The organism is Stenotrophomonas maltophilia (assembly GCF_025642255.1).
Classification (GTDB): Bacteria; Pseudomonadota; Gammaproteobacteria; order Xanthomonadales; family Xanthomonadaceae; genus Stenotrophomonas; species Stenotrophomonas maltophilia_P.
The window spans coordinates 2,926,277-2,951,601 of sequence record NZ_CP106759.1; the positions used below are offsets into that span (position 1 = coordinate 2,926,277).

Below are 25,325 nucleotides of genomic sequence, written 5' to 3' on the forward strand. Positions count from 1 at the left end.
CATCTCGCGATGCAGGTTTCTGAAAGTGGCGCCCGAAGTTGGACTCGAACCAACGACCCCCTGATTAACAGTCAAGTGCTCTAACCGGCTGAGCTATTCGGGCAGACGAACAGTATAACGGCTCTTCACGCGCGATGGTAGGGGTGATTTGCAATCATTGCGGCGGCCCGGTACAGCTGTTCCGCCACGACCAGCCGCACCAGCATGTGCGGCAGCGTGAGCGGACCAATCGACCACTTCTCGTCGGCCAGTGCCGAAACTTCGGGCGAATGCCCCTCGGGACCGCCGATCAGGAACGCCAGGTCCCTGCCCTGTCCCCGCCAATGCTCCAGGCGCTGCGCCAGCTGTTCGGAACTGAGCTGGCGGCCGGGCACATCCAGCGCCACGACGTAGGCATTCTTCGGCAGCGCGGCGATCACCCGCCGGCCCTCGTCCTCGGTGGCACGGCGTGGATCGCGGCCTTTGCCGCGCAGGCCGGGCTCGATCTCGACCAGCTCGAACGGCAGCCAGTGCGAGAGCCGCTTCTGGTACTCGGCGAACCCCTGCGCGACCCAACTGGGTGCGCGTTCACCGGTGGCGATCAGGCGGGCTTTCATCAGCGCTCCTCGAAAACGTCGACGGCGCCATCGGCGCCGTCGAAGGGATGCATCAACGTGCGGCTCAGGCCACTTCGTCGTCGCTGGACGGCGGCTGGTCACCGACCGTCCACAGGCGCTCGAGGGCGTAGAACTCACGCACGCGCGGCAGCATCACGTGGACGATCACGTCGCCCAGATCGACCAGTACCCACTCGGCTTCGCGCTCGCCCTCAACCCCGAGCGGCATCACGTCGATCTTCTTGGCGAAGCGCACGACCTCGTCGGCGATCGACTTGACGTGGCGGGTCGAAGTACCCGAGACGATCACCAGGTAATCGGCAACGCTGGACCGGCCGCGCACGTCGATCTCGACCAGGTCCTTGGCCTTCAGGTCTTCGGTGGCTTGACGGACACTGGCCAGCAGTTCCGGCACGGACGGCGGCGGGCTGGGCAGATCGACCTTGATGGTCTGGGGCTGGGTCTGGTTGCTCAAAGTGGATCGACTCGATAAACGTGGGGGCGATTATACGGGGATGGCGCGGTCGCGGCATTCACGGTGTTGCCGGATGGTACAGCCGCTGCGCGGCCACGTAGTCGGCCACCGCCGGCGGCAGCAGGGCACGCCAGGGCCCTGCCGCGGCGATCTGCGCGCGCACTGCGCTGGCCGATTCCCCGCGCAACGGATGGTGCAGGCGCAGGATGCGGCCGGCCGGACTGGCAAACAGGTCCTGTTCGCTGTCGGCCCACCGCCCTTCCAGGACACGGCCGAGCTCGCCGTCGACCGAGGCCTGCAGTGGACTGCCCGGCCGCTCCGCCACCACGAAGTGGGCCAGGCCGAACAGCGCCTCCCACTCATGCCAGCCGGGCAGGCCCAGCAGGCTGTCGGCGCCGACCAGCCAGGCCAGGGGCCGGCTGGGACCGAGCTCGCCGCGCAGTTCGCGCAGGGTATCGACGGTGTAGGACGGGCGACCGGGAAAGCGCGCGGCCCGATCCAGTTCGTGCCGGTCCAGCAGCAGCCCCGGCTCGTCGCCGATGGCCAGCGACAGCATCGTGCAGCGCTGTTCGGCGGTCGCGCCGGGAACCGGGCGGTGCGGTGGATCGGCCGCCGGCAGCATCCGCACCGCGACCTGCAGCTCATCGCGCGCGGCGCGCGCGATCGCCAGGTGCCCCAGGTGCACCGGGTCGAAGGTGCCCCCGTAATAGACCCGCAGGCTCATCGATCAGGCCCGGGCCAGCAGCCGCACGGCGCGCGGCTCGGCCACGGCCACCAGCAGGCGCTCCAGCGCCAGCCAGGCGTCGCCGTCGGCGCGCCCCTTGGCGATGCGGTCGACCAGCCCGGCCTCGGCCACGAAACGTTCCCAGCGCTTGCCTTCCGGATGCCGCTGCAGCGCACGCTTGTACGGTGCCTGCCGCGACTCCCAGATGCCGCGCGATTTCATCTCGGCGGCAAGGTTGCCACCGCGCGCCTGCACCCGCGCCAGCCCGGCACCTGCCAGCAGTTCCCGGATCACGATCGGCATCAGCGCGGCCACCGCCTCGCCTTCGCCGCGCAGGCCGGCAAGCATGCGCAGCACCGCCGCCGGTTGCCCGGAGAACGTGGCTTCCACCAGCCGGAATACGTCATAGCGGGCGGCATCGGCCACCAGCGATTCCATCCGTTCCACGTCCAGCGCGTGACCATCGGCCAGCAGCGCCAGCTTGTCGATCTCCTGCGCCGCGGCAAGCAGATTGCCTTCCACGCGCTCGGCCAGGCGCTGCACTGCGGCCGGATCCGCGCGCAGGCCTTTGCTGCGCAGGCGACGCTCGATCCAGTCGGGCAGTTCATGCGGCTTGATCGCCCAGGCCACCGACAGCACGCCGACCCGGCCCACCGCTTCAGCCCACTTGCCCTGGTGCGCCTTGCTCCATTCGTTGGCGGTGATCATCAGCACGACGTCCGGTGCCGGATCGGCGCAGAACCGGCTGATCACCTCGGCGCCGTCCTTGCCCGGCTTGCCACTGGGCAACCGCACTTCCACCAGGCGACGGGCACTGAACAGGCTCGGCGCGTTGAAGCTGGCGTCGAGCTGGCCCCAGTCGAAGTCGCGACCATCGGCGTCGAACACCTCGCGCTCACCGATGCCGGCGGCGCGCGCCCGCGCACGGACCGCGTCGGCGGCTTCCAGCACGCGCAGCGTCTCAGGACCGGCGATCAGGTACACCGGCGACAGCGGGGTATCAGCGCCCTGGCTGGCCAGCTGCTCCGGACGCAGTTCCATGCCGGTCCCGGTCAGGGCTTGATGGCCGGTGCCGGTGTCGGCTCGGCCGGAACCGCAGGATCGACCGGCTTCGGCGCGGACAGGCTGCCCCCCTTCGCGACTTCGGCACGGACCACGCTGTCGATGCGGCGGATGATCGAGGCCGACATTTCCCGGCGCAGTTCATCGGCCAGGATCTCGCGCTCGGTGGTGGTACCGGTCGCGTCGGTGGGCGGCGACACGTAGTCGCGCGACAGTTCGATCACCTGCTGCGGCACCAGTTCGCTGCCATCCTCGCGACGGAAGATGAAGATCACCGCGTAGCGCAGGCTGTATTCCTGCGCACGACCCTGCGAGTCGATCGCGATCGGCAGGTCGCCCCAGCGTTCGGACAACACCTGCAGCTGGGTGCTGGGTTCGTTGCCATCCTCGCTCGCCAGCTTGGCGCCGGACGCCTGCAGACTGCGGTTGAGCAGCTTGACCAGTTCACTGTACGGGGCCGTGGAGACCACCTTCACCGGCGCGGTGTCGGTCGGCAACATCAGCTTGTTGCGCAGATGGAAGCCACAGCCGGCAAGGCCGAGGACAAGAACGAGGGCAAGCAGGAGTCGGGTCATGGAGAACAGTCTGGCGGAGCCGGGCGATCACGGCAACAGACAGCGTGCCCGAGACCGCGTGAACGCAGGGCCATCAACCGCATGCCCCCCGCGTTGCTGGAACACCGGCCGCCGGGAGGGCGGCCGGTGCGGGGTACATCAGGCGGCGACGATGTTCACGATCTTGCCCGGGACGATGATGATCTTGCGCACCGTCAGGCCTTCCATGAACTTCGCTGCATTCGGCTCGGCCAGGGCCAGCGCCTCGACCTGCTCGCGAGCGGCGTCGGCGGCCACTTCGATGGTGCCGCGCAGCTTGCCGTTGACCTGCACGGCCAGGGTCAGCGCGTCGCGCACCAGCGCGCTGGCGTCGGCCTGCGGGAACGGCTGGTCCTCCAGCAGCGTCTCGCCATGGCCAAGCACCTGCCACAGGGCGTGGCTGGCATGCGGGGTGATCGGATTCAGCAGCAGCACGATGGCCTGCAGTGCTTCCTGGCGCACCGCGCGGCCCTGTTCGCTGCCGTCCTCGAACTTGGCCAGCGCGTTCATCAGTTCCATCACCGCAGCGATCGCGGTGTTGAAACTGTGGCGGCGGCCATAGTCGTCGCCGACCTTGCCGATGGTCTCGTGGGTCTTGCGGCGCAGCGCCTTCTGGCCACCGTCCAGCGCGGCCACGTCCAGCGCCGGGGCGGTGCCCTCGGCGGCATGCTTCTGCACCTGGGCCCACAGGCGGCGCAGGAAGCGGGCCATGCCGTCCACGCCGGCCTCGTTCCACTCCAGCGACTGTTCCGGCGGTGCGGCGAACATCGAGAACAGCCGCACGGTGTCGGCGCCATACTTGCCGACCATCGCCTGCGGGTCCACGCCGTTGTTCTTCGACTTGGACATCTTCTCGGTGCCACCGACCACCACCGGCTGACCGTCGGCGATCAGGGTCGCGCCGGTGATGCGGCCGCGCTCGTCACGCTGCACTTCCACGTCGGCGGGATTGATCCAGTCCTTGGAACCGTCCGGGTTCGGACGGTAATAGGTCTCGGCGATCACCATGCCCTGGCACAGCAGATTGCGGGCCGGTTCGTTGCTGTCCACCATCCGCGCGTCACGCAGCAGCTTGTGGTAGAAGCGGAAGTACATCAGATGCAGGATCGCGTGCTCGATGCCACCGATGTACTGGTCCACCGGCAGCCAGTAGTTGCCGCGCTTGTCCACGGCATCACGCGCGCCCGGCGAAGTGTAGCGCGCGTAGTACCAGCTCGACTCCATGAAGGTGTCGAAGGTATCGGTCTCGCGCTCGGCTGCACCGCCGCACTCCGGGCAGGTGGTCTTGCGCCACTCCGGGTCGGTCTTGATCGGCGAACCGGTGCCGGAGAACGCGACGTCCTCCGGCAGCACCACCGGCAGCTGCTCTTCCGGCACCGGTACCGCGCCGCACTTGGCGCAGTAGATCACCGGAATCGGGCAGCCCCAGTAGCGCTGGCGGCTCACGCCCCAGTCGCGCAGGCGGTAGTTGACGCGGCGCTGCCCCTGCGCCTTGCGCTCGAAACGCTCGGCCAGGGCTTCAAAGGCGCCCTGGAAATCCAGCCCGTCGAACTCGGCCGAATTGATCAGTTCGAAGGCACGGTTCTTGTCGCTGTACCAGTCCTGCCAGCGCGCGCCATCCCAATTGCGCTCGTCGTCATTGCGCGGATCCTTCAGCGCGATGACCTGCACGATCGGCAGGCCATACTTGTTGGCCACTTCGTTGTCGCGCTGGTCATGGCCGGGCACGGCCATCACCGCACCGGTGCCGTAGCCCATCAGCACGAAGTTGGCGACCCACACCGGCACCTTCTCGCCGGTGACCGGATGGATGGCGCGCAGGCCGGTATCCATGCCGCGCTTTTCCTGGGTTTCCAGCTCGGCCTCGGACACGCCGCCCTGCTTCATTTCCGACAGCAGCGCGGCCAGTTCCGGATTGTTCTTCGCTGCGTGCAGCGCCAGCGGGTGCTCGGCGGCGATCGAGACGAAGGTCACGCCCATCACGGTGTCCGGGCGGGTGGTGAACACGCGCAGCGGATCCAGCACGCCGCCATCGACGTCACGCACGTCGAACTGGATCTCCAGGCCCTCGGAACGACCGATCCAGTTGCGCTGCATGGTCTTGACCGATTCCGGCCAGCCGTCCAGCTCGTCCAGGCCGTCCAGCAGCTCCTGGGCGTAATCGGTGATGCGCAGGAACCACTGCGGAATCTCACGCTTCTCGACCAGCGCACCGGAACGCCAGCCACGGCCGTCGATGACCTGCTCGTTGGCCAGCACGGTCTGGTCGACCGGGTCCCAGTTCACCACCGCGTTGCGACGGTAGGCCAGGCCCTTGCGCATCAGACGGGTGAACATGCGCTGCTCGTGGACGTAATAGTCCGGGCGGCAGGTGGCGAACTCGCGCGACCAGTCGATGGCATAGCCCAGCGACTTCAGCTGGCTGCGCATGTGGTCGATGTTCTTGTAGGTCCACGCCGCCGGCGCGGTTTTGTTCTTGATCGCCGCGTTTTCCGCCGGCAGGCCGAACGCGTCCCAGCCCATCGGCTGCAGCACGTTGTGGCCGGTCATGCGCTTGTAGCGGCTGATCACGTCACCGATCGTGTAATTGCGCACGTGCCCCATGTGCAGCGCACCGGACGGGTACGGAAGCATCGACAGGCAGTAGTACTTCGGCTTGTCGGAAGTCTCGTCGACCTCGAACGCGCGGGTGGCGTCCCAGTACTGCTGGGCGGCGGATTCAACCTGCTGCGGGTCGTAGGCGTTGGGTTCAGCGCTGGTCATGGAACACGCGGATGCGGCGGCAAAGCGGTACAGCGTACCGCAGTGCGGCAAACGTCTCCAATCCTGTCCGACGGCTGTGGGCCCGGTTGCGGCCCCGCGACCGTCTCAACGGGCCCGCGACAGCGGCAGCGCCAACGCCAGCCAGACCGCCCAGCAGGCGAAGGCCAGCCGCTGCGACAGAGGCGCCGGCAGCACGCCCTGCAGGGCGAAGGCTGCCAACGCGGCAACCACACCACAGGCCAGCGCCACCCCGCCCAATGCCCGGCCCTGTGTGTCGCGCAGGCGCGCCGTGCCCAGCAGCAGGGCGCCGGCAACGAAGCCCAGCACCCATACCATCCAGGCGCTGGCATGCAGCTGGCTGGCCAGCCCGTGCAGGTCATCCACATCCAGCGGCAGCACGCCCATGGCGGCGAACGCCAGGCCGGCCAGCAGCAGCATCTGGCTGCCCACACGCGGGGCCCAGCCCGCGGTGGCCGGCAGCTGCCGGCGCAGGCATTCGGCCACCACCACCGCCAGCAGGCCCGGCAGCATGAAGCCCAGCAGATTGAAGCCCAGGGCATGCGGCATCCCCTGCGCGCCCAGCAACGCCACCGGGTGGCGGGCCTGCGCATAGCCGTCGAGGCCGGCACCGAAGCCGATGACCGCAGCCACGAAGACGAGTGCGGCGATCACGCCCGACAGGCGCAGCAAGGGGGACGGCGACGACATGCAGGCTCCACGACAGCGGCAACAGGAAGGCCGCATTGTCGGCCATTTGCAGCGGCCCGGGTTGAGACGGACAGGTTCCGCCACCATAGAATCCCTCTCCAGATGCCAAGCGATGCCTCCTCCATGACCGAGACGACCTACGTATTCGACGCCACCACTGCGACCTTCGAGGCCGAAGTCCTGCAGAAGTCGCTGCAGACGCCGGTGCTGGTCGATTTCTGGGCCACCTGGTGCGGTCCGTGCAAGACGCTGGGACCGATGCTGGAAAAGCTGGCCGGCGAGTACAACGGCGCCTTTGAGCTGGCCAAGGTCGATGTCGACAAGGAACAGCAGATCGCTGCCGCCTTCCAGATCCGCTCGGTGCCGACCGTGTTCCTGGTCAAGGACGGGCAGCTGGTGGACGGCTTCCCCGGCGCCATCCCGGAGGGCCAACTGCGCGAGTTCCTGGCCCAGCACGGCATCGTCCCCGCCGATGTCGGCGATACGGTCAGCGAGGAGGAAGCACCGCTGGACCCACAGGCACAGGTGGACGTGCTGCGCGCGCAGATCGCCGCCGAACCGGACAAGGACGAGCTGAAGCTCGACCTGGCCCTGGCCCTGCTGCAGATCGGCGGCGTGGATGAAGCCGGTACGCTGATCGACCGCCTGCCGGCCAACCTGGCCACCGACGACCGCGCCGTGCGCGCCCGTGCACGCCTGGCCTTCGCGTCCGCACTCAAGGACGCCCCGGCCGCCGAGGTGCTCGAATCACGCATCGCCGCCGATGGCAGCGACCTCAAGGCGCGCCATCTGCGGGGCGTGCAGCTGCTGCTGGAGGGCCAGGACGAGGCGGCCCTGGCCCAGTTCCTGGAAATGCTGCGGATCGACCGCGGTTTCGAGGACGGATTGCCGCGCAGGACCCTGATCGACGCCTTCAATGTGATCTCCGACGAGGACCTGGTCGGGCAGTACCGCAGGAAGATGGCCTCGCTGCTGTTCTGAACGGAAGCCTGTCCCGTTCAGAATCCCTGCACTGAACGCGGGCGATAATGTGATCGATGGCGGCCGTTCGGCCGCCGCGATCCATTCGGGGGGGATGAGGGTCGGGGCCATTGGGTCTTGCTGCTGCGCCTCCGCATTGCCGGGACTGCAAACTGTGACCTTCGTCCGCACTTCGCCTTTCATTACGCGTCTCCAACGTGTCCTGCTGTGTGCCCTCCTGCTGCTGCCGGCCATCGCCGCCGCACAGGACTGGAACTACCGGGTCCGTCCCGGTGACACCCTCTGGGACCTGGGTGGCCTGTACCTGAAGCCTTCCGTGCCCTGGCAACAGCTGCAGCAGCACAACCGCATCGCCAATCCCTATCAGCTGCCGCCGGGCCAGCTGCTGCGCTTCCCGATCAGCTGGCTGCGCACCGAGCCTGCGCCGGCACGGGTCCTGTCCGTGCGCGGCAAGGTCGGGCTGGTGGGCGGCGATGGCAGCGCCACCCGCGCGGTGCGGGCCGGAGAGCAGCTGCGCATCGGCGACACCGTGGAAACCGAAGGCGACTCCAGCATCACCCTCGAATTCGCCGATGCCTCGCGGTTGCAGCTGCGCGAGTATTCGCGCCTGCGCCTGGACCAGCTCAGCCGCTACGGCCGCACCGGCATGGTCGATACCCGCCTGCGCCTGCAGCAGGGCCGCGCCAGCAACCGGGTCACCCCGGCACGCGGCCCGGCATCGCGCTACATCATCGATGCACCGACGGCGACCAGCAGCGTGCGCGGCACGGTCTTCCGCGTCAGCGCCGGCGATGGCGATGCCGGCCGGATCGGTGCCACCGAAGTGCTGGAAGGACGGGTGCAGGTCGCCAACACCCACGGCCAGCGCCTTGTCCGTCCGGGCCAGGCCAGCCGCAACGCCAGCGCCGACAAGGCGCCCGCCGCCGTGGCCGCGCTGCTGCCGGCGCCGACGCTGCGCCAGGATGAGCTGAGACTGGCCCCCCTGCCGAGCCTGCTGGCCTGGGACCCGGTCGCCGGGGCCGACCACTACCGGGTGGAGGTGGTGCAGGCGGCCACGCCGGAAATCCTGCTGTTCGCCGCCACCACCGCCGACACGCGACTGGCGATCGGCGATCTGCCGCCCGGCGAGCTGCGTGTGCTGCTGCGTGCGGTCGACGCACAGGGCGTGGAGGGCCTGGACGCCAGTGCCGACTTCGAACTCAGCGACCAACCGCCGCCGCCGTTGACCGTCTCTCCGCTGCACGGCCAGACCGTCAACAGCGATCGCCCCCGGTTCCGCTGGACCCAGGCCCCGGGCGCGAGCAGCAGCGTGCTGCAGGTCGCTGCAGAACCGACGTTCACGCAGCCGCTGCAGGAGCAGGCCAGCACCGGTACCGACCTGCGCCTGGCGCAGCCCCTGCCGCCGGGCCAGTACTACTGGCGCGTTGCCTCGCGCGATGACAACGGCCACCAGGGGCGCTATGGACAAGCACTGCCACTGCAGCTGACCAACGAACCGGTGGACCCTGCCCTGCAGCCGCCCGAGGCGGCGCATGGCCAACTGACCCTGCGCTGGCAGGCCGGCAGCGAAGGCCAGCGCTACCGCGTGCAGGTGGATCGTCGTGGCGACTTCGCCAGCCCGATGCTCGATGAAACCGTCGAGCAGCCCCAGGTCAGCTTCAAGCGGCCATGGAGCGGCACCCTGCACGTGCGCGTGCAGTACATCGACGACGACGGGCACGCAGGCGATTTCTCGCCCGCGCAGCAGGTCAAGCTGCCCTGCCGCCTGTGCTACGGCGCCGGCGGCGGCGGTGCGCTGCTGCTCTGGCTGTTGTTATGAGGCGTTCGCCGCTTCCATGGTCCCGACGGATCGCACTGGCCGTGCTGGCCGGTGTGCTGACGGCCGTGGCCAGCCATGGCCAGTGGCTGTGGCGCCAGGATGAAGCGGCCTACGACGCGATGGTCGGCGGCTGGGACTATCGACCCGACCCCAGCGTGCTGATCATCGCCATCGACGAAGGCAGCCTGCAGCGCATCGGCCAATGGCCATGGCCGCGCTCGGTCCATGCGCGCCTGCTTGATCGCCTTACCGACGCCGGCGCCGAACGCATCGCACTGGACCTGATGCTGTCAGAACCCGACCGCCGCGACAGCCGCCAGGACGAAATCCTGGCCGCCGCGATCCGGCGCAATGGCCACGTCGTACTGCCCGTACTGGCGGCGCCGGCAGCCGGCGACCGCATGGCCGAGGAACTGCTGCCCATTCCACTGATCGCGGCCAGCGCTGCGGCGATCGGCCACAGCGATGTCGAAGTGGATGGCGATGGCGTCGCCCGTGGGGTGTACCTGCGCGCCGGCATCGGCCAGCCGCATTGGCCTGCGCTGGGCCTGGCCCTGGCCGGACTGCCCGCCAGCGCGATCGACGGCCTGCCGGATCCCGAGCCGGAGGTCGATTCCCCTTATCAGTGGCGCCGCGACGATTACGTGCGGGTGCGCTACGCCGGCCCGCCGGAACGATTGCCGCAGGTGTCCTATGCCGACGTGCTCGAGGGCCACGTGGACATGGCGATGCTGCATGGGCGCCGCATCGTGGTCGGCATGACCGCCAGCGGCATCGCCCCGCGCCTGCTCACGCCGACCACGCGCGAGTACTGGATGAGCGGCAGCGAGTACCAGGCCAACATCGCCTCGATGCTGCTGCAGGGCAGGCAGATCCACGTCCTGCCACGGCTCTGCCAGGACGCCATCGGTGGCCTGCTGGTGGCGCTGTGCGTGATCCTCCTCGGCCTGCGCCTGCCCTGGCTGACGGCGCTCTGTTCGCTGCCGCTGGCCCCGCTGCTGAGCTGGGCGCTGCTGCGCGCCGGCAACCTGTGGTGGGCACCGGCCAGCGCGATGCTGGGCATCGTGCTGGTGCTGCTGGCCTGGGCGATATGGCGGATCGCGGCCTGGCACCGGCTGGCCAACCGTGATGCGCTGACCGGCCTGGGCAACCGGCTGCGTTTCGAACAGTCGCTGCAGCAGGAATGCGATGCCGCACGGCGCAGCGGCAAGCCGCTCACGCTCGCGCTGATCGACGTCGATCACTTCAAGCACCACAACGACCGTCACGGTCACCAGGTCGGCGATCGCGTACTGCGCGAAGTGGCGCGGCAGATCGCCGCCCACGCGCGTCGCCCGCGCGACAAGGCGGCACGCTACGGCGGTGACGAGTTCGCGCTGGTGCTGCCGGATACGCCGGCCGAGGGCGCGCGGCAGGTGATCGAAGGCCTCATCCAGAGCATCCGCGCCCTGCCCGCACCGGGTGAAGGCCATGGCGGCGGCATCACCCTGACCATCGGCGTCTATACCCGCATCCCCAACGGCGAGCTGCAACCCCACCATTTCGTGGAAGGTGCCGACGCGGCGCTGTACCAGGCCAAGGCCAATGGTCGCGACGGCTACGTGATCGACGCCGCAGGGTGACACGCGCCGCGCCGCGCACAGCTACAACATACGCATGCGAATGGTTAGACTTGGGGCCCGCCCTCCGCCCTCGCGATGCACATGAACGCCCGCCTGTTCCGTTTCGGCATCAACCTGTGGCCGCCCTTCCTGTTCACCGGCATCCACGTCACCCGGGTCAGCCCGGACTACCGGCAGATCGACGTCGAGCTGCGCCAGCGCCCCTGGAACCGCAACTACGTGGGCACCCACTTCGGTGGCAGCCTGTTTGCGATGACCGACCCGTTCTGGATGCTGGGCCTGCTGCATATTCTCGGCCGCGACTACTACGTGTGGGACCGCGCCGGCGCGATCGACTTCCTCAAGCCGGGGCGCGGTACCGTGCGCACATCGTTCCGCATCGACGATGCGCTGCTGGACGAACTGCGCGCCGACGCTGCCGGCGGCGGCAAAGTGCTGCGCTGGTTCAGCAACGAGGTGGTCGACGAAAGCGGCGAGGTGGTCGCCCAGGTGCGCAAGCAGGTCTACCTGCGGCTGAAGCCGCACGCACGCTGATCCCGGCCGCATTCCCCCGCATCATCGGCAAGCGCTGGCCGCTACAATGCGCCCATGTCGCTCGAAGCCCCCTCCCTGGTCCCCCGCCCCTCCCTGCAGCGCCTGTTCCTGACCGGCCTGCTGACCCTGCTGCCGATCTGGCTCACCTGGGTCGTGGTCAAATTCGTGTTCGTGCTGCTGTCGGGCATCTCCAGCCCGCTGGTGGTGCCCCTGTCGGAGCAGATCGCGACCAGCTTCCCGCATTACCTGGGCTGGGTGCGCGCGGAGTGGATCCAGAACACCATCGCGCTGCTGGCGACGCTGCTGGTGATCCTGGCCGTGGGCGTGGCCAGCCGCCGCGTGCTCGGCCAGCGCCTGCTGCGCTGGATCGGTGCGGTGATCAAGCGGATCCCGCTGGCCAGCATCATCTACGACAGCGCCAAGAAGCTGCTGGACATGCTGCAGACCGAACCCGGCAGCACGCAGCGCGTCGTGCTGATCGACTTCCCGCACCGCGACATGAAGTCGGTCGGCCTGGTCACGCGGGTGATCAAGGAACACGGTACCGACCGCGAACTGGCAGCGGTGTACGTGCCGACCACGCCGAACCCGACCTCCGGCTATCTTGAAATCGTGCCGGTGGAACTGCTCACACCCACCGACTGGACCGTGGACCAGGCGATGAGCTTCATCATTTCCGGTGGTGCTGTGGCGCCAGCCAGCGTGCCGTTCACCCGCGCGGGCGACCGCACCGAATGAGCACGACGCCGGTCGAGCGCCCGCTGCAGGACCGCGCGGTCCTGCTGTTCATCGTGCTGGCCGCGTTCTTCTGCGGCAATGCCGTGCTGGCCGAGCTGATCGGAGTGAAGATCTTCGCGCTGGAAGACACGCTCGGCATCGACCCGCTGAACTGGAATCTGTTCGGCCAGACCGGATCGTTGAGCTTCACCGCCGGCACACTGCTGTGGCCGGTGGTGTTCATCATGACCGACACCATCAACGAGTTCTTCGGCAAGCGCGGGGTGCGTTTCATCTCGTGGTTGGCGGTGGTGCTGATCGCCTACGGCTTCCTGTTCGCTTTCGCGGCGATCTCGCTGGCGCCGGCCAGCTGGTGGGTCACCTCGATGAACGCCCATGGCGTGCCCGACTACCAGGCCGCGTTCGCCGCGGTGTTCGGCCAGGGCATGTGGACCATTGCTGGTTCGCTGGTGGCCTTCCTGCTCGGCCAGCTGATCGACGTGGCCGTGTTCCACAGGATCCGGCAGGCCACCGGCGAGCGCCACGTCTGGTTGCGCGCTACCGGTTCCACCGCGGTCTCGCAGCTGGTGGACAGCTTCGTGGTGATCTGGATCGCTTTCGTGCTCGGCCCGCAGCAGTGGCCGACATCGCTGTTCCTTGCGGTGAGCAGCGTCAACTACGTCTACAAGATGGGCTTTGCGATCGCCCTGATTCCCCTGCTGTACCTGATGCGGCGTGCGATCACCCGATACCTGGGTGTCGAGCGCGCGGCCGCGCTTCGCACTGCGGCCGCGGCTGACTGAAGGCCCAGCGGGCGCCAGCTGACTGCGCCCCCGCGCTGGCCGTACGCGGCCGGATCGTGCAAGCTCCACGGTCTGTGTTCCACGGAAGCTCCTGATGCCGTATTCCACCCGCGCCCTGGCCGCCGCCATTGCCGCGTTGTTCCTGTTCAGCGCCGTTCCGTCGGCCGAAGCTGCAAAGAAGAAGGCCAGCCGGCCCGCTGCGACGCAGAGCCGTCCGGCGGCCAAGCCCAAGGCGCGGCCCAGCGCGCGCGCCACCGCACCGGCACGCAGCGCCACCCGCTCCCCCGCGCGCCCGGTCGCCGCCGCCCGCACTGTGCCCAAAACGGTCCAGCTGGAGCGCCTCTATGACGAATACTGGGATGCGTCGATGCGGTTGAACCCGCTGCAGGCGACCTTCCAGGGCGAAACCCGCTACAACGACCAGCTGCCGAACATCCTGTCCGCGGCGTGGCGCCAGCAGTCGCATGACTTCACCGTGGAGTGGCTGGGCAAGGTCGAGAAGATCGGCAGCGACGGCCTGCAGGGCCAGGACCTGCTGAGCTACGAGATCTTCGTGCGCGACGCGCGCGCGACCTTGGCCGCCGAGCCGTATCCCAGCTGGATGATGCCGATCAGCCAGTACTACAACGTCGGCAGCATCATGGCCATTCTCGGTGCCGGCGCGGGTGCGCAGCCGTTCAATACCGTGCAGGACTACGACACCTGGTCGCGCCGCTCGCTGGGCATTCCGGCGCTGTTCGACCAGGCCATCGACAACATGCGCCAGGGCATGAAGGCCGGTGTGGTGCAGCCGCGCGACCTGATGGAAAAAGTGCTGCCGCAGCTGGATGCGGTGATCAAGCCGACCGCCGAGGAAAGCATCTTCTGGTCGCCGATCCGGACCATGCCGGAGTCGATTTCCGCCGAGGACAAGGCGCGCATCAGTGCCGAGTACAAGCGCATGATCGAACTGCGCATCATGCCGTCCTACCGCGCCCTGCGCGGCTTCATCGCCACCGAGTACCTGCCGGCCACGCGGACCAGCAGCGGTCTGGGCGCCCTGCCCAATGGCCAGGCGTGGTACGCCAACCTGATCGTGCAGACCACGGCCAGCGAACAGACACCCGCGCAATGGCATGCGCTCGGCGAACAGCGCGTGCAGGAGCTGCAGGCGCAGATCGCCGCAGTGATGAAGGATGCGAAGCTGCGCGGCACGCCGACCAAGCTTCTGCGCAGCATGCGCAGTGATCGCCAGTTCCAGTATGGCGACGCCAACGCGCTGCTCGGCCGCTACCGCCAGGTGCAGCAGCAGGTCGCCACGCGCCTGCCGCAGGTGCTCGACACGCTGCCGAAGGCTGCCCTGGACATCCGTGCAGTGGAGCCCGAGCGTGCGCTCACCGCGGCCGCGGCCTCCTACCAGCCGACACAGCCCGGCGAGGCCGGGGTGCTGTATGTGAACACCCGCGACCTGCCCAGCCGCAAGCGCTGGAACGTGCCGGTGCAGTACCTGCATGAAGGCATTCCCGGCCACCACGTGCAGTTGGGTCTGCAGCAGGAGCTGGCCAAGCAGCCGCGCTTCCGGCGTGCCGGCGGCGACCTGGCCTTCATCGAAGGCTGGGGCCTGTACTCGGAAACGCTGGGGGAAACGCTGGGCGTCTACACCGATCCCTACGACCGCATCGGCTATCTCTCCTCGCGCCTGCTGCGCGCAGCGCGCGTGGTCGCCGACACCGGCGTGCATGCCCAGGGCTGGAGCAAGCAGCAGGCCGTCGCCTACCTGCAGAAGACCGTGGACATGAGCAGCGATGATGCCAATGCCGAAGTGGAGCGGATCATGGCCCAGCCCGCGCAGGCGCTGTCCAATGTGGCCGGCCTGACGACCCTGCTGGCACTGCGCGACAAGGCCAAGGCACGCCAGGGTGCGGCATTCGACCTGCGCCGTTTCCATGCCGAACTGCTGAAGGACGGCTCGATGCCGCTGGACGTGCTGGAGCGGAAGATGGAACGATGGCTGTCACAACCGCCGGGGTCCGCGCCCACCCCCTGATCGCCACGGAGCCCTCATGCGTCCCGCCACCGTCGTGTTCGCTGCCGTACTGGCCCTGCTGCCGCATGCCGCGCCTGCCGCACCGGCGGTGATGCCGCCGGATGCGGGCATCGATGGCCTGATGCAGGCCTACGATGGCCAGGTGCCGGGAGCAGCGGTACTGGTGCTGCACGACGGGCAGGCGGTGTTCCGCCGCGGGTACGGCCTGGCGGTGGTGGAAGATGGCACCGCGGTGACCGCGGCCAGCAATTTCCGGCTGGCCTCGGTGAGCAAGCAGTTCACCGCCGCCGCCGTGCTGCTGCTGGTGGAAGAGGGCCGCCTGGGCCTGGACCAGCCAGTGCGACGCTGGCTGCCGGAACTTCCCACTGCGGCGTCCTCCGTCACCCTCCGTCACCTGCTGTCGCATACCAGCGGTCTGCCCGACTATGAGGGCCTGATGGACCCCGCCGACAGCCGCCAGGTGCACGATGCGGACGTGCTGGCGCTGCTCGCACGCGAGGACCGGCTGGATTTCACACCGGGCACTGCGTACCGCTACAGCAACAGCGGATATGCGCTGCTGGCGCTGATCGTCGGGCGCGCGTCGGGCCAGGATTTCGCCACCTTCCTGCAGCAGCGGATCTTCGGCCCGCTGCACATGACCCACACCGTCGCCCACCAGGACGGCGTCGATATGGTCACTGCGCGGGCCTACGGCTACAGCTGGCTCGACGGTCGCTGGCAGCGCACCGACCAGAGCACCACCAGTGCCATGCTGGGTGATGGTGGCATCTATTCCTCGCTGGACGACCTCGCCCGCTGGGATGCCGCACTGTACGACGACCGCCTGCTGTCAGCCGCATCGCGGCGGGCCATGTTCAGCCCGGCCACCGCAACCACCGAACCGGACGTACCGCATTACGGCTTCGGCTGGCGCCTCAACGGCCGCATGCAGTGGCACAGCGGCGAAAGCATCGGCTTCCGCAACGTCATCCTGCGCTATCCGGACCGGCATCTGACAGTGATCGTGCTGAGCAACCGCAACGACCCCGAACCCTATCCGCTGGCGCTGAAGATCGCCCAGCGCTGGCTGGACATCCTGCAATGACCGACGATCCGACCGCCCTGCTGGGCATCCATCATGCCGCGCTGATCTGCAGCGACTATGCGCGCTCGAAGGATTTCTACGTGCGCATCCTCGGCCTGCGCGTACTGGCCGAGAACCACCGTGCCGCGCGCGATTCGTGGAAGCTGGACCTGGCACTGCCCGATGGCGGCCAGCTGGAACTGTTCTCGTTCCCGTCACCACCGCCCCGGCCCAGCCGCCCGGAGGCACAGGGCCTGCGTCACCTGGCCTTCCGCGTGGCCGCGCTGGAGCCATTCATCCAGCGCCTGGCCAGCTGCGGCGTGGACTGCGAACCGGTCCGCGTGGACGAATACACCGGCCGCCGCTTCACCTTCTTCGCCGACCCGGACGGCCTGCCGCTGGAACTCTACGAAGTCGGCTGATGGCTTGGGGTCAGATCCCTTTTCCATCGGGAAAGGATCTGGCCCCACTCACCTGCTCGACCCGGCACCCCCTTCCCCATACCCCGCCGAATGGGTATACAGTCGGCGTGTACCGGCACCGTGCCGGAATGAACCCTGGGAGGGGACCATGCGCAAGACCTTCAAGACCCTGCTGCTGGCGCTGCCGCTGTGCCTGGCGGCGCTCTCGGCGCAGGCCGCCGATGGCGCGGCCGGCCGCTGGAAGACCATCGACGACAAGACCGGCCAGGTGAAGTCCATCGTCGAGATCAGCCAGGCCGCCAACGGCACGCTGTCCGGCAAGGTGGTGGACATCCTGCACTCGGACAAGGGTCCGAACCCGGTCTGCGATGGCTGTGAGGGTGCCAACAGGAACAAACCGGTGAAGGGCATGACCATCCTCTGGAACCTGAAGGCCGACGGCGCCAGCAAGTGGTCCGGCGGCACCATCCTCGACCCCGCCAACGGCAAGACCTACAAGTCGAAGATGGAACTGCAGCCGGGTGGCAACAAGCTGGACGTCTCCGGCTGCATCGCCTTCATCTGCCGGGCGCAGACCTGGGTACGCGAGTAAGCCACCGGCCCGTCCGTGCATTCCCGTGACCCGGCCCCGGCCGGGTCACCTCGTTGCGGGCATGCGATAATCTGCGGTTCCCCTCGGCTTCACCCCGCGACCATGACCCGTACCGCGCTCGTCACCACCGCCCTGCCCTACGCCAACGGCCCGCTGCATCTGGGCCATCTGGTCGGCTACATCCAGGCCGACATCTGGGTGCGTGCACGGCGAATGAGCGGCGGCAGGACCTGGTTCGTCTGCGCCGATGACACCCATGGCACGCCGATCATGCTCGCAGCCGAGAAGGCCGGGGTAACCCCGGAGGCCTTCATCGCCAGCATCCAGGCCAGCCACGAACGTGATTTCGCCGAATTCGGCGTGGCCTTCGATCACTACGATTCGACCAATTCGGCAGCCAACCAGGCGCTGACCGAGGCGTTCTACCTGAAGCTGGAAGCGGCCGGCCACATCAGCCGCCGTTCGGTGGCCCAGTTCTACGACCCGGCCAAGGGCATGTTCCTGCCGGACCGCTACATCAAGGGCATCTGCCCGAACTGCGGCAGCGCCGACCAGTACGGCGACAACTGCGAAGTCTGTGGCGCGACCTACAGCCCCACCGATCTGAAGGAGCCGAAATCGGTGATCTCCGGCGCTACGCCCGAGATCCGGGATTCGGAGCACTTCTTCTTCGAGGTCGGCCGCTTCGAGGGCTTCCTGCGCGAATGGCTGGCCGGCGACGTCGCGCTGCCCGGGGTGAAAGCCAAGCTGATGGAGTGGCTGGACGCGGAGGGCGGCCTGCGCGCGTGGGACATCTCGCGTGACGCGCCGTACTTCGGCTTCCAGATCCCGGGCCATCCGGGCAAGTACTTCTACGTCTGGCTGGACGCGCCGATCGGCTACCTGTCCAGCTTCCAGACCCTGTGCGGCACGCTCGGCGAGGATTTCCAAGCCCACCTGCGCGCCGACACCGCCACCGAGCTGCACCACTTCATCGGCAAGGACATCGTCAATTTCCATGGCCTGTTCTGGCCGGCGGTGCTGCACGGCACCGGCCACCGCGCGCCGACCCGCCTGCACGTCAACGGCTATCTGACCGTTGACGGCGCCAAGATGAGCAAGTCGCGCGGCACCTTCGTGATGGCGCGCACCTTCCTCGATGCAGGACTGGAACCGGAAGCGCTGCGCTACTACTACGCGGCCAAGTCCGGCGGTGGCGTCGACGACCTCGACCTGAACCTGGGTGACTTCGTTGCCCGCGTCAACGCTGATCTGGTCGGCAAGTTCGTCAACCTGGCCAGCCGCTGCGCCGGCTTCATCAGCAAGCGTTTCGATGGCCTGCTCGCCGCGCAGCTGCCCGATGCCGCCCAGTACCAGCGCTTCATCGACAGCCTGGCGCCGATCCGCGAAGCCTACGAGCGCAACGATCCGGCGGCGGCGATCCGCCTGACCATGACCCTGGCCGACGAAGCCAACCGCTACATCGACGACGTCAAGCCGTGGGTGATCGCCAAGCAGGAAGGAGCCGACGCGCAGCTGCAGGCCGTGTGCAGCCAGGGCCTGAACCTGTTCCGTGTACTGGTCACCGCACTGAAGCCGGTACTGCCTTCCACCGCCGCCCAGGCCGAGGCGTTCCTGGCCGCGCCAGTGGCCGACTGGACCGACCTGGCGCAGCCGCTGCTGGCCCATCGAATCGCTGACTACACCCCACTGTTCACCCGTATCGACCCGAAGAAGATTGACGCCATGATCGACGCCTCCAAGGACACCCTGCAGCCGACCGCCGCTGCCCCCGCCGCCAAGGCCGACGCTGCCAAGCCGGCGGCTGCCGTGCCGGCCAGTGCCGCAACGGCCAGCGCCGAGGCACCGGCCTACATCGGCATCGACGACTTCGCCAAGCTCGACCTGCGCATCGGCAAGGTGCTGGTGTGCGAGTTCGTGGAGGGTTCGGACAAGCTGCTGCGCTTCGAGCTGGATGCCGGCGAACTGGGCAAACGGCAGATCTTCTCCGGCATCCGTGCCAGCTACGGCGAGCCGGAAGCGCTGGTCGGCCGCAGCGTCGTGTTCATCGCCAACCTGGCCCCGCGCAAGATGCGCTTCGGCCTGAGTGAAGGCATGATCCTGTCGGCAGGTTTCGATGGTGGCGCGCTGGCGCTGCTGGACGCCGACAGCGGCGCGCAGCCGGGTATGCCGGTCCGCTGATGCACTGCGCGGGTGCGGCCACGGCCGCTCCCGCCGGTCACGGCAACGACGGGACGCACCACGGGAGGCATCGGAATGGAACTGGCGCTGTTCGACTTCGACCATACCGTCACCACCTGCGATACCTATGGCCGCTTCCTGCGCCGCGTGGCCACCGCCGAGCAGCTTGCGCAGGCGTGGTGGAAGGTGGGTCCGTGGCTGGCGGCGTACCGGCTGAAACTGATCTCGGCCGAACGCATCCGCGCCCGCGTCACCCGCCTCACCTTCAGCGAGCGCCACGCCGACGACATCGCAGCGCTGGCCACCGGCTTCTCGCGCGAATTCCTGCCCGAGGTGGTGCGCCCGGAAATGCTGGAACAGATCCGCTGGCACAAGGAACAGCAGCACACCGTGGTGGTCGTGTCCGGTTCGCTGGATCTGTACCTGCGTCCCTGGTGCGAAACGCTGGGTCTTGAACTGATCTGCAACCGCCTTGAAAGCCAAGACGGACGCCTGACCGGCCGTTACCACGGCGGCGATTGCGGTCCTCGCAAGGTCGAGCAGATCCGTCGCCGTTTCGATCTGTCGCGTTACACGCGCATCCACGCTTATGGCGACAGCGCAGAGGACCGGCCGATGCTGGCCCTCGCCCACGAACGCTGGTTCCGTGGCAAACCCCTGAAGTGATCCATACGCGCAGCCTTCGCCACGCATGAGCCTGATTCCGCCGCTGACCGAACGCCTGGACCGACTGTTGCCGCAGACGCAATGCGGACAATGCGGCTATGACGGTTGCCGCCCCTATGCGCAGGCGATGGCGCGCGGCGAGGCGGGCGTGGACCGCTGCCCGCCGGGCGGCGATGCGGGCGCGCGTGCACTGGCCCAGGTACTGGGTGTGCCGGCACTGCCGTTTGATCGTACGCGCGGCGAACACAAGGCGCCGCAGGTTGCGGTGATCGTCGAGGCCGACTGCATCGGCTGCACCAAGTGCATCCAGGCCTGCCCGGTGGACGCGATTGTCGGCGGCGCGAAGTACATGCATACCGTGATCGCCGACCTGTGCACGGGCTGCGAGTTGTGCATTCCACCGTGTCCGGTGGACTGCATCGTGCTGCGGGAAAGGTAGCGGTGCCAGCTCCCTTCCGGCAGGAAAGGGAGCTGACACCCGCCCGCCGTTACGGCACGGCCGCCGTCACCACGATCTCGACCTTCCACTCGGCGTGTGCCAGCTTGGCTTCGACCGTGGCACGGGCCGGGGTCGCACCCTCGACCACCCATTCGTCCCATGCCTTGTTCATGCCGTCGAAGTCGGCCATGTCGGCCAGGAACACTTCCGCGCGCAGCACATGCTGGCGATCACTGGCGACCAGTGCCAGCAGCTTGTCGATCTCGGCCAGCACCTGCCGGGTCTGTCCGGTGATGTCCTGGCTGGTGTCCTCCGGAATCTGGCCGGAGAGGTAGGCAACCTTGTTGTACACGGTCATTTCGGACATGCGCGGTCCGACGTCGTAACGCTCCATCATGGGCGTGGCTCCTGCGGGTGATCAGGCCTGCATTGTCCTCCAAACCGGCGGCGGGTGGGGCTCCTGCACCACCGCTGTTCAAATGCCTTCGAGAGGCGCACGATGCGCCACGCCCGCGTTGACACCGCCCTCGCCCTCCCTGCCGCACCCTTGCGCCGATGACCGTCCCTTCCGATCCCGCAACCGCTCCGTCCATCCCGGTCTGGAAGCGGCTGCTTACCATCTTCGTTCCCCTGCTGATCCTGGCCCTGGCCCTGCATGGCCTGGCCGGCGAGTTCGACGAACATGGCTACCGCGCCATCCGCCAGGCGTTCCATGCACTCAGCGCAACGCAGATCGCACTGACCGTGACGCTGGGCCTGGCCAGTTATGCCTGCCTGATCGGCTTCGATGCCATCGGCCTGCGACGCAGCGGCATCCGCGTGCATCCCGCGCGCATCGGTATCACCGCGTTTCTCGCCCACACCCTGGGCCAGACCGTCGGCTTTGCGGCCTTGACCGGCGGCGCGGTGCGCCTGCGGGGCTATCGCGGTGCCGGGCTGGATCTGGCCCAGATCGGCCAGGTCGTGCTGATGAGCACGCTCGGTTTCATGTTCGGTGCATGGCTGTTGATCGGCCTGGCGTTATGCCTGGAACCCTCAGCGGCGGCGCTGGCGCTGCCGTTGGATTCCGGCGCCGTGCGCGCGGTCGGCATTGCCGCCCTGCTCGCCTATCTGGCCACGGTGCTGCTGGTCGGCCGCAGCGGACGCCAGTTCCGTGTGTTCGGCCACGCCCTGTGGCTGCCCGACCGGCTGACCATGCTCGGCGTCACCGCGCTCAGCGTGATCGAACTGGTGCTGGCCAGCGCAGCGTTCTACGTGCTGCTTCCGGACTCCACGCCCACCGGGCTTCCCGGCTTCGTCGGCCTGTACCTGGTGGCGGTGCTGGCAGGCCTGGTCTCGACCGTTCCGGCCGGCCTGGGCGTGTTCGAGTGGAGCCTGCTCAAGCTGCTGCCGCAGGTGGCACCGGCGGCGGTGCTGGCGGCCGCGCTGATCTACCGCGTCACCTACTACGTCCTGCCGCTGCTGCTGGCCACCGTGCTCGCGCTTGCGCCTGCACTGCGGCGACCGCTGCGGGCCAGCGCCGGCGCCACCCGCGCCGGCTGGAACGCGCTGCGCCCCTGGCTGCCGCAGATCATCGCGCTGGCGGCTTTCAGCATCGGCGCCGCCCTGGTCATCGATGGCACCTTGCCGACCCCGCGTCGCCATCTGCTCAATGCATCGCTGCCGATCCTGGAAACATCGCACCTGATCGGCAGTCTTGGCGGTGTCGCCCTGCTGCTGATCGGCCAGGGCCTGGCCCGGCGCAGCCACGCCGCTTGGATGCTGGCGATGGCGGTCTGCGTGATCACGCCGCTGCCGCTGTGGCTGCGCGGCGGTCAACCGTTGATCGCGGTATCGGCCGTACTGGTCGCGATGGCACTGTGGGCCGCACGCCGTGAGTTCTACCGCCAGGGTGCGCTGCTGGATGAGGCATGGTCGTGGCCATGGTTGCGCAACCTGGGGCTGGTCCTGGTCGCGGTCACCTGGCTGCTGTTCTTCACGTACAGCCATGTCGAGTACCAGAACGAACTCTGGTGGCAGTTCGCACTGTCCGGCAACGCACCGCGTGCGCTGCGTGCGCTGCTGGTGGTAGCCATCGCCCTGGTGATGTTCGGCCTCGCCCGCCTGCTGCACAGCACGCGCAGCCCGCTGCCGGCCGCTGACGAAGCCACGCTGCAGGCGTTGGCACCGGTGCTGGCCAGCGCCACCGACACCCAGGCCTGCCTGGTGCTGACCGCCGACAAGGCAGTGCTGCGCGACGATGCCCGGCAGGGCTTCGTGATGATGCAGCGCTACGGCGGCTCGTTGATCGCGATGGGTGATCCGGTCGGCCCGCCGGAGGTCGCACGTGCGTTGATCTGGCGTTTCCGTGAGGAAGCCGACCGCCTCGGCCTGCGCCCGGTGTTCTACCAGGTGGGCGAAGCCTACTGGCAGACCTATCTGGATCTCGGCCTGGGCCTGGTCAAGCTGGGCGAGGAAGCGATCGTGCCGCTGCACGACTTCGGTCTGGAAGGCCGCGAACGCGCCGACCTGCGCCAGGCATGGAACCGGGGCAAGCGCAGTGGCCTGTCGTTCCGGGTGGCGCCGGTGGAAGAGGTCCCCAGCCTGCTGCCGCGCCTGCATGCGATCTCCAATGCCTGGCTGGAAGACAAGTCCGGTGACGAGAAAGGATTCTCGCTGGGCAGCTTCGATCCCGATTACCTGGTGCGGTTCCCGGTCGCGCTGGTCGAGGCCGAAGGTCGGATCGTCGCCTTCGCCAACCTGTGGCAGGCGCCAGCCGGTGCCGAGCTGTCGGTGGACCTGATGCGGCACGTCAGCGACGCGCCGAAAGGCACGATGGATTTCCTGTTCATCGAACTGTTCCTGTGGGGCCGGGCGCAGGGCCATGCGCGTTTCTCGCTGGGCATGGCGCCCCTGTCTGGGCTGGCCCAGCATCGCCTGGCGGGCCGCTGGAATCGTCTTGCCGGCCTGCTGGCACGGCATGGTGAGCGCTTCTATGGTTTCAGTGGCCTGCGCCGCTTCAAGTCGAAGTTCGATCCGCAGTGGCGCCCGCGCTACCTGGCGGCGCCCGGTGGCATGCACCTGCCGGCAGCCCTGCTGGACGCCACCCGCCTGATTTCGCTGGATCCACGCCGCGGCTGAGCCACCCGACCGCCGGGCATGGCCCGGCGCTGCTCCTGCAGGCGTGTGCTGATTACGTGCCGCCCTTGAGGATGACCTCGGCCAGACGATCGTAGTCGCCACCGAAATGGTGGTCGCCAGGCAACCGGATCCTGCGCACGCCCTCGTTCGCAGGCAGGTCCGGACACAGCGCGTCCTCATCCTTGTCGCCATAGACGCACAGGGTCTTGGCCGCCGGCAGCCTGGCCACTTCCGGCGCGATCGGCAGGCCATCGCCGCCACCGCCCAGCCAGTTGCTGACATGGAACTCGAAATCGGCCTTCCGCCCCACGGAGAGCAGCACGATGCGCTCGAGTGCTTCGCGGCTGCCGGCATCGAGCCGGTTGATGGTGGCCGGCAGCACGTCGGCGCCCTGCGAGAAGCCGATCAGCATCACCTTGTCGCGCCGCCATTGCTGGCGGTAGTGGTCGATGATCTTCTGCAGGTCAGCGGCAAACCCCTCCGGCGTGCGTTCGCTCCAGAAATAACGCAGCGAATCGATGCCCACCACGGCCACGCCGTGTTCGGCCAGCGACGAGGCCACGTCCTTGTCCAGTCCCGCCCAGCCGCCATCACCGGAGACGAAGATCGCCAGCGTATCGCCGTCACCGTGCGCGGGGACTTCCACCACGGGCAGGCCCTTCAACGCCGCCGGCGGCGGTGCCAGGCTGATGCCGGCCTGCGCACCGATCACCCGCGCGGCAGCCACCAGTCCCGGCGTGGCATCGCCGCGGGCGCTGCGCTTGAATCCGCGCGCCATCGCGACCTGCTGCACGAACGGACCCGCGCCCTGGCCCCTGCAGCCCATATCGCCGATGGCATTCAACCAGGGAAAGTTCAGTTCGGCCGGTTGCAGCCGCCCCTCCTTGACGCCGTCTCCGCAGACCATGCGTTCGTGGGCATGGTCGGGACAGAAACCGGAGGTCAGCAGGCCGGCGAACACCTGGGTGTCGGCCTGTGCGGCCAGGCTGTAGGCCAGCTCGGCACCCTCACCATCGCCGCCGACCAGCGGCAGGTGATATCCCGGCAGGTGCAGGAACGCCTGCACCCAGCGCGAGAAATTCTCGACGTCGCCAGCACCGAACGAACAGGTGCTGTCGCCTTCGCGTTCAAGCACGCCCCGCAGGTGCGCCACATCCACCGCCGCCACCAGCGCACCGTCGGCACGCAGTGCTTCGATCGGCGCCAGGCTGGCAGCGCCATAGGGACCTTCGTGGAACCAGATCACCACCCGCTGCGGCACTCCCGCCGGCAGATGCACCGGCACCTGCTCGAATCGGCCATGGCTGACCTGCTGCACGGATGCCGCGGCCACCGCCGGCAACGCCGCCAGTGCCATCACCAGTCCCATCGCCCTGCCCAACCCTGCACGCGTCATGTCGCAACCCCAGTGGAATG

The 25,325-nt window shown here is 68.2% G+C and carries 23 protein-coding genes and 1 tRNA gene; 14 read left to right on the top strand and 10 right to left on the bottom strand.

Going from position 1 to position 25,325, the window contains the following annotated elements; all coding sequences use genetic code 11:
• Nucleotides 1-26: 26 nt before the first annotated feature.
• From N8888_RS13490 to N8888_RS13525, 8 genes are all read right to left on the bottom strand, one after another.
• Nucleotides 27-103, bottom strand: a tRNA-Asn gene (locus tag N8888_RS13490).
• Nucleotides 104-125: 22 nt separating this feature from the next.
• Nucleotides 126-596 carry a 23S rRNA (pseudouridine(1915)-N(3))-methyltransferase RlmH gene (rlmH, locus tag N8888_RS13495; protein WP_019662111.1) on the bottom strand — a complete coding sequence of 157 codons (471 nt, stop codon included), beginning with the start codon at nucleotides 594-596 and terminating at the stop codon, nucleotides 126-128.
• Between the two features lie 64 nt (nucleotides 597-660).
• Nucleotides 661-1,071, bottom strand: coding sequence for a ribosome silencing factor (gene rsfS / locus N8888_RS13500; protein ID WP_053520119.1), 411 nt, complete (start codon nucleotides 1,069-1,071; stop codon nucleotides 661-663).
• A gap of 58 nt (nucleotides 1,072-1,129) precedes the next feature.
• On the bottom strand, nucleotides 1,130-1,795 hold the full coding sequence (nadD, locus tag N8888_RS13505; protein WP_053520120.1) for a nicotinate-nucleotide adenylyltransferase: 666 nt from the start codon (nucleotides 1,793-1,795) through the stop codon (nucleotides 1,130-1,132).
• Between the two features lie 3 nt (nucleotides 1,796-1,798).
• Entirely contained in the window at nucleotides 1,799-2,836 is a 1,038-nt protein-coding gene (gene holA, locus N8888_RS13510) for a DNA polymerase III subunit delta (protein WP_053520121.1), read from the bottom strand.
• An 11-nt stretch (nucleotides 2,837-2,847) separates the two neighbouring features.
• The gene (gene lptE / locus N8888_RS13515) at nucleotides 2,848-3,432 is read right to left on the bottom strand and encodes an LPS-assembly lipoprotein LptE (RefSeq protein ID WP_053520122.1); all 585 of its coding nucleotides are present in this window, start codon (nucleotides 3,430-3,432) and stop codon (nucleotides 2,848-2,850) included.
• Nucleotides 3,433-3,570: 138 nt separating this feature from the next.
• A complete protein-coding gene (gene leuS, locus N8888_RS13520; protein ID WP_263175217.1) occupies nucleotides 3,571-6,213 on the bottom strand; it encodes a leucine--tRNA ligase in 2,643 nt (880 codons plus the stop codon).
• Nucleotides 6,214-6,318: 105 nt separating this feature from the next.
• Entirely contained in the window at nucleotides 6,319-6,921 is a 603-nt protein-coding gene (locus N8888_RS13525; protein WP_065181828.1) for a DUF998 domain-containing protein, read from the bottom strand.
• A gap of 123 nt (nucleotides 6,922-7,044) precedes the next feature.
• Here N8888_RS13525 and trxA point away from each other — a divergent pair, with 123 nt between their 5' ends.
• From trxA to rnfB, 13 genes are all read left to right on the top strand, one after another.
• The gene (gene trxA / locus N8888_RS13530) at nucleotides 7,045-7,902 is read left to right on the top strand and encodes a thioredoxin (protein WP_053520124.1); all 858 of its coding nucleotides are present in this window, start codon (nucleotides 7,045-7,047) and stop codon (nucleotides 7,900-7,902) included.
• Between the two features lie 154 nt (nucleotides 7,903-8,056).
• Entirely contained in the window at nucleotides 8,057-9,721 is a 1,665-nt protein-coding gene (locus N8888_RS13535) for a FecR family protein (protein ID WP_231108664.1), read from the top strand.
• Complete coding sequence (locus N8888_RS13540) at nucleotides 9,718-11,343, top strand: CHASE2 domain-containing protein (RefSeq protein ID WP_263175218.1); 1,626 nt, start codon at nucleotides 9,718-9,720, stop codon at nucleotides 11,341-11,343. The genes N8888_RS13535 and N8888_RS13540 overlap by 4 nt, the downstream gene beginning before the upstream one ends.
• A gap of 81 nt (nucleotides 11,344-11,424) precedes the next feature.
• Nucleotides 11,425-11,877, top strand: coding sequence for a DUF4442 domain-containing protein (locus N8888_RS13545; RefSeq protein ID WP_053520130.1), 453 nt, complete (start codon nucleotides 11,425-11,427; stop codon nucleotides 11,875-11,877).
• Between the two features lie 54 nt (nucleotides 11,878-11,931).
• Complete coding sequence (locus tag N8888_RS13550) at nucleotides 11,932-12,615, top strand: DUF502 domain-containing protein (protein ID WP_263175219.1); 684 nt, start codon at nucleotides 11,932-11,934, stop codon at nucleotides 12,613-12,615.
• A complete protein-coding gene (locus N8888_RS13555) occupies nucleotides 12,612-13,397 on the top strand; it encodes a queuosine precursor transporter (RefSeq protein WP_263175220.1) in 786 nt (261 codons plus the stop codon). The genes N8888_RS13550 and N8888_RS13555 overlap by 4 nt, the downstream gene beginning before the upstream one ends.
• Before the next feature lie 94 nt (nucleotides 13,398-13,491).
• Nucleotides 13,492-15,423 (top strand): DUF885 domain-containing protein, encoded by a 1,932-nt coding sequence (locus tag N8888_RS13560; RefSeq protein ID WP_263175221.1) that lies wholly within the window; start codon nucleotides 13,492-13,494, stop codon nucleotides 15,421-15,423.
• A 16-nt stretch (nucleotides 15,424-15,439) separates the two neighbouring features.
• Nucleotides 15,440-16,510 (top strand): serine hydrolase domain-containing protein, encoded by a 1,071-nt coding sequence (locus tag N8888_RS13565; protein ID WP_263175222.1) that lies wholly within the window; start codon nucleotides 15,440-15,442, stop codon nucleotides 16,508-16,510.
• Nucleotides 16,507-16,911 (top strand): SMU1112c/YaeR family gloxylase I-like metalloprotein, encoded by a 405-nt coding sequence (gene gloA2 / locus N8888_RS13570; RefSeq protein ID WP_053519946.1) that lies wholly within the window; start codon nucleotides 16,507-16,509, stop codon nucleotides 16,909-16,911. Before N8888_RS13565 ends, gloA2 begins: the two co-directional genes overlap by 4 nt.
• A 148-nt stretch (nucleotides 16,912-17,059) precedes the next feature.
• Complete coding sequence (locus N8888_RS13575) at nucleotides 17,060-17,503, top strand: DUF2147 domain-containing protein (RefSeq protein ID WP_053519945.1); 444 nt, start codon at nucleotides 17,060-17,062, stop codon at nucleotides 17,501-17,503.
• Nucleotides 17,504-17,605: 102 nt separating this feature from the next.
• Nucleotides 17,606-19,684, top strand: coding sequence for a methionine--tRNA ligase (gene metG, locus N8888_RS13580; RefSeq protein WP_263175223.1), 2,079 nt, complete (start codon nucleotides 17,606-17,608; stop codon nucleotides 19,682-19,684).
• A 75-nt stretch (nucleotides 19,685-19,759) separates the two neighbouring features.
• A complete protein-coding gene (locus N8888_RS13585) occupies nucleotides 19,760-20,350 on the top strand; it encodes an HAD family hydrolase (RefSeq protein ID WP_053519943.1) in 591 nt (196 codons plus the stop codon).
• Between the two features lie 25 nt (nucleotides 20,351-20,375).
• Complete coding sequence (gene rnfB / locus N8888_RS13590; RefSeq protein WP_080375344.1) at nucleotides 20,376-20,789, top strand: Rnf electron transport complex subunit RnfB; 414 nt, start codon at nucleotides 20,376-20,378, stop codon at nucleotides 20,787-20,789.
• 49 nt (nucleotides 20,790-20,838) lie between these two features.
• Here rnfB and N8888_RS13595 read toward each other — a convergent pair whose 3' ends face one another.
• Entirely contained in the window at nucleotides 20,839-21,186 is a 348-nt protein-coding gene (locus N8888_RS13595) for a RidA family protein (protein WP_049426796.1), read from the bottom strand.
• 158 nt (nucleotides 21,187-21,344) lie between these two features.
• On the opposite strand from N8888_RS13595, the gene mprF reads away from it, so the two are divergent.
• A complete protein-coding gene (mprF, locus tag N8888_RS13600; protein ID WP_065174859.1) occupies nucleotides 21,345-23,909 on the top strand; it encodes a bifunctional lysylphosphatidylglycerol flippase/synthetase MprF in 2,565 nt (854 codons plus the stop codon).
• Between the two features lie 52 nt (nucleotides 23,910-23,961).
• On the opposite strand, the gene N8888_RS13605 is transcribed toward mprF, so the two are convergent.
• Entirely contained in the window at nucleotides 23,962-25,305 is a 1,344-nt protein-coding gene (locus N8888_RS13605) for a virulence factor family protein (RefSeq protein ID WP_253118657.1), read from the bottom strand.
• Between the last annotated feature and the right edge of the window lie 20 nt (nucleotides 25,306-25,325).

Bases quoted from the DNA above. Each gene is read 5' to 3' on its own strand.
- rlmH (WP_019662111.1), bottom strand. From the start codon at position 596: ATGAAAGCCCGCCTGATCGCCACCGGTGAACGCGCACCCAGTTGGGTC.
- nadD (WP_053520120.1), bottom strand. From the start codon at position 1,795: ATGAGCCTGCGGGTCTATTACGGGGGCACCTTCGACCCGGTGCACCTG.
- holA (WP_053520121.1), bottom strand. From the start codon at position 2,836: ATGGAACTGCGTCCGGAGCAGCTGGCCAGCCAGGGCGCTGATACCCCG.
- lptE (WP_053520122.1), bottom strand. From the start codon at position 3,432: ATGACCCGACTCCTGCTTGCCCTCGTTCTTGTCCTCGGCCTTGCCGGC.
- leuS (WP_263175217.1), bottom strand. From the start codon at position 6,213: ATGACCAGCGCTGAACCCAACGCCTACGACCCGCAGCAGGTTGAATCC.
- N8888_RS13525 (WP_065181828.1), bottom strand. From the start codon at position 6,921: ATGTCGTCGCCGTCCCCCTTGCTGCGCCTGTCGGGCGTGATCGCCGCA.
- trxA (WP_053520124.1), top strand. From the start codon at position 7,045: ATGACCGAGACGACCTACGTATTCGACGCCACCACTGCGACCTTCGAG.
- N8888_RS13540 (WP_263175218.1), top strand. From the start codon at position 9,718: ATGAGGCGTTCGCCGCTTCCATGGTCCCGACGGATCGCACTGGCCGTG.
- N8888_RS13545 (WP_053520130.1), top strand. From the start codon at position 11,425: ATGAACGCCCGCCTGTTCCGTTTCGGCATCAACCTGTGGCCGCCCTTC.
- N8888_RS13550 (WP_263175219.1), top strand. From the start codon at position 11,932: ATGTCGCTCGAAGCCCCCTCCCTGGTCCCCCGCCCCTCCCTGCAGCGC.
- N8888_RS13555 (WP_263175220.1), top strand. From the start codon at position 12,612: ATGAGCACGACGCCGGTCGAGCGCCCGCTGCAGGACCGCGCGGTCCTG.
- N8888_RS13560 (WP_263175221.1), top strand. From the start codon at position 13,492: ATGCCGTATTCCACCCGCGCCCTGGCCGCCGCCATTGCCGCGTTGTTC.
- N8888_RS13565 (WP_263175222.1), top strand. From the start codon at position 15,440: ATGCGTCCCGCCACCGTCGTGTTCGCTGCCGTACTGGCCCTGCTGCCG.
- gloA2 (WP_053519946.1), top strand. From the start codon at position 16,507: ATGACCGACGATCCGACCGCCCTGCTGGGCATCCATCATGCCGCGCTG.
- N8888_RS13575 (WP_053519945.1), top strand. From the start codon at position 17,060: ATGCGCAAGACCTTCAAGACCCTGCTGCTGGCGCTGCCGCTGTGCCTG.
- metG (WP_263175223.1), top strand. From the start codon at position 17,606: ATGACCCGTACCGCGCTCGTCACCACCGCCCTGCCCTACGCCAACGGC.
- N8888_RS13585 (WP_053519943.1), top strand. From the start codon at position 19,760: ATGGAACTGGCGCTGTTCGACTTCGACCATACCGTCACCACCTGCGAT.
- rnfB (WP_080375344.1), top strand. From the start codon at position 20,376: ATGAGCCTGATTCCGCCGCTGACCGAACGCCTGGACCGACTGTTGCCG.
- N8888_RS13595 (WP_049426796.1), bottom strand. From the start codon at position 21,186: ATGATGGAGCGTTACGACGTCGGACCGCGCATGTCCGAAATGACCGTG.
- mprF (WP_065174859.1), top strand. From the start codon at position 21,345: ATGACCGTCCCTTCCGATCCCGCAACCGCTCCGTCCATCCCGGTCTGG.
- N8888_RS13605 (WP_253118657.1), bottom strand. From the start codon at position 25,305: ATGACGCGTGCAGGGTTGGGCAGGGCGATGGGACTGGTGATGGCACTG.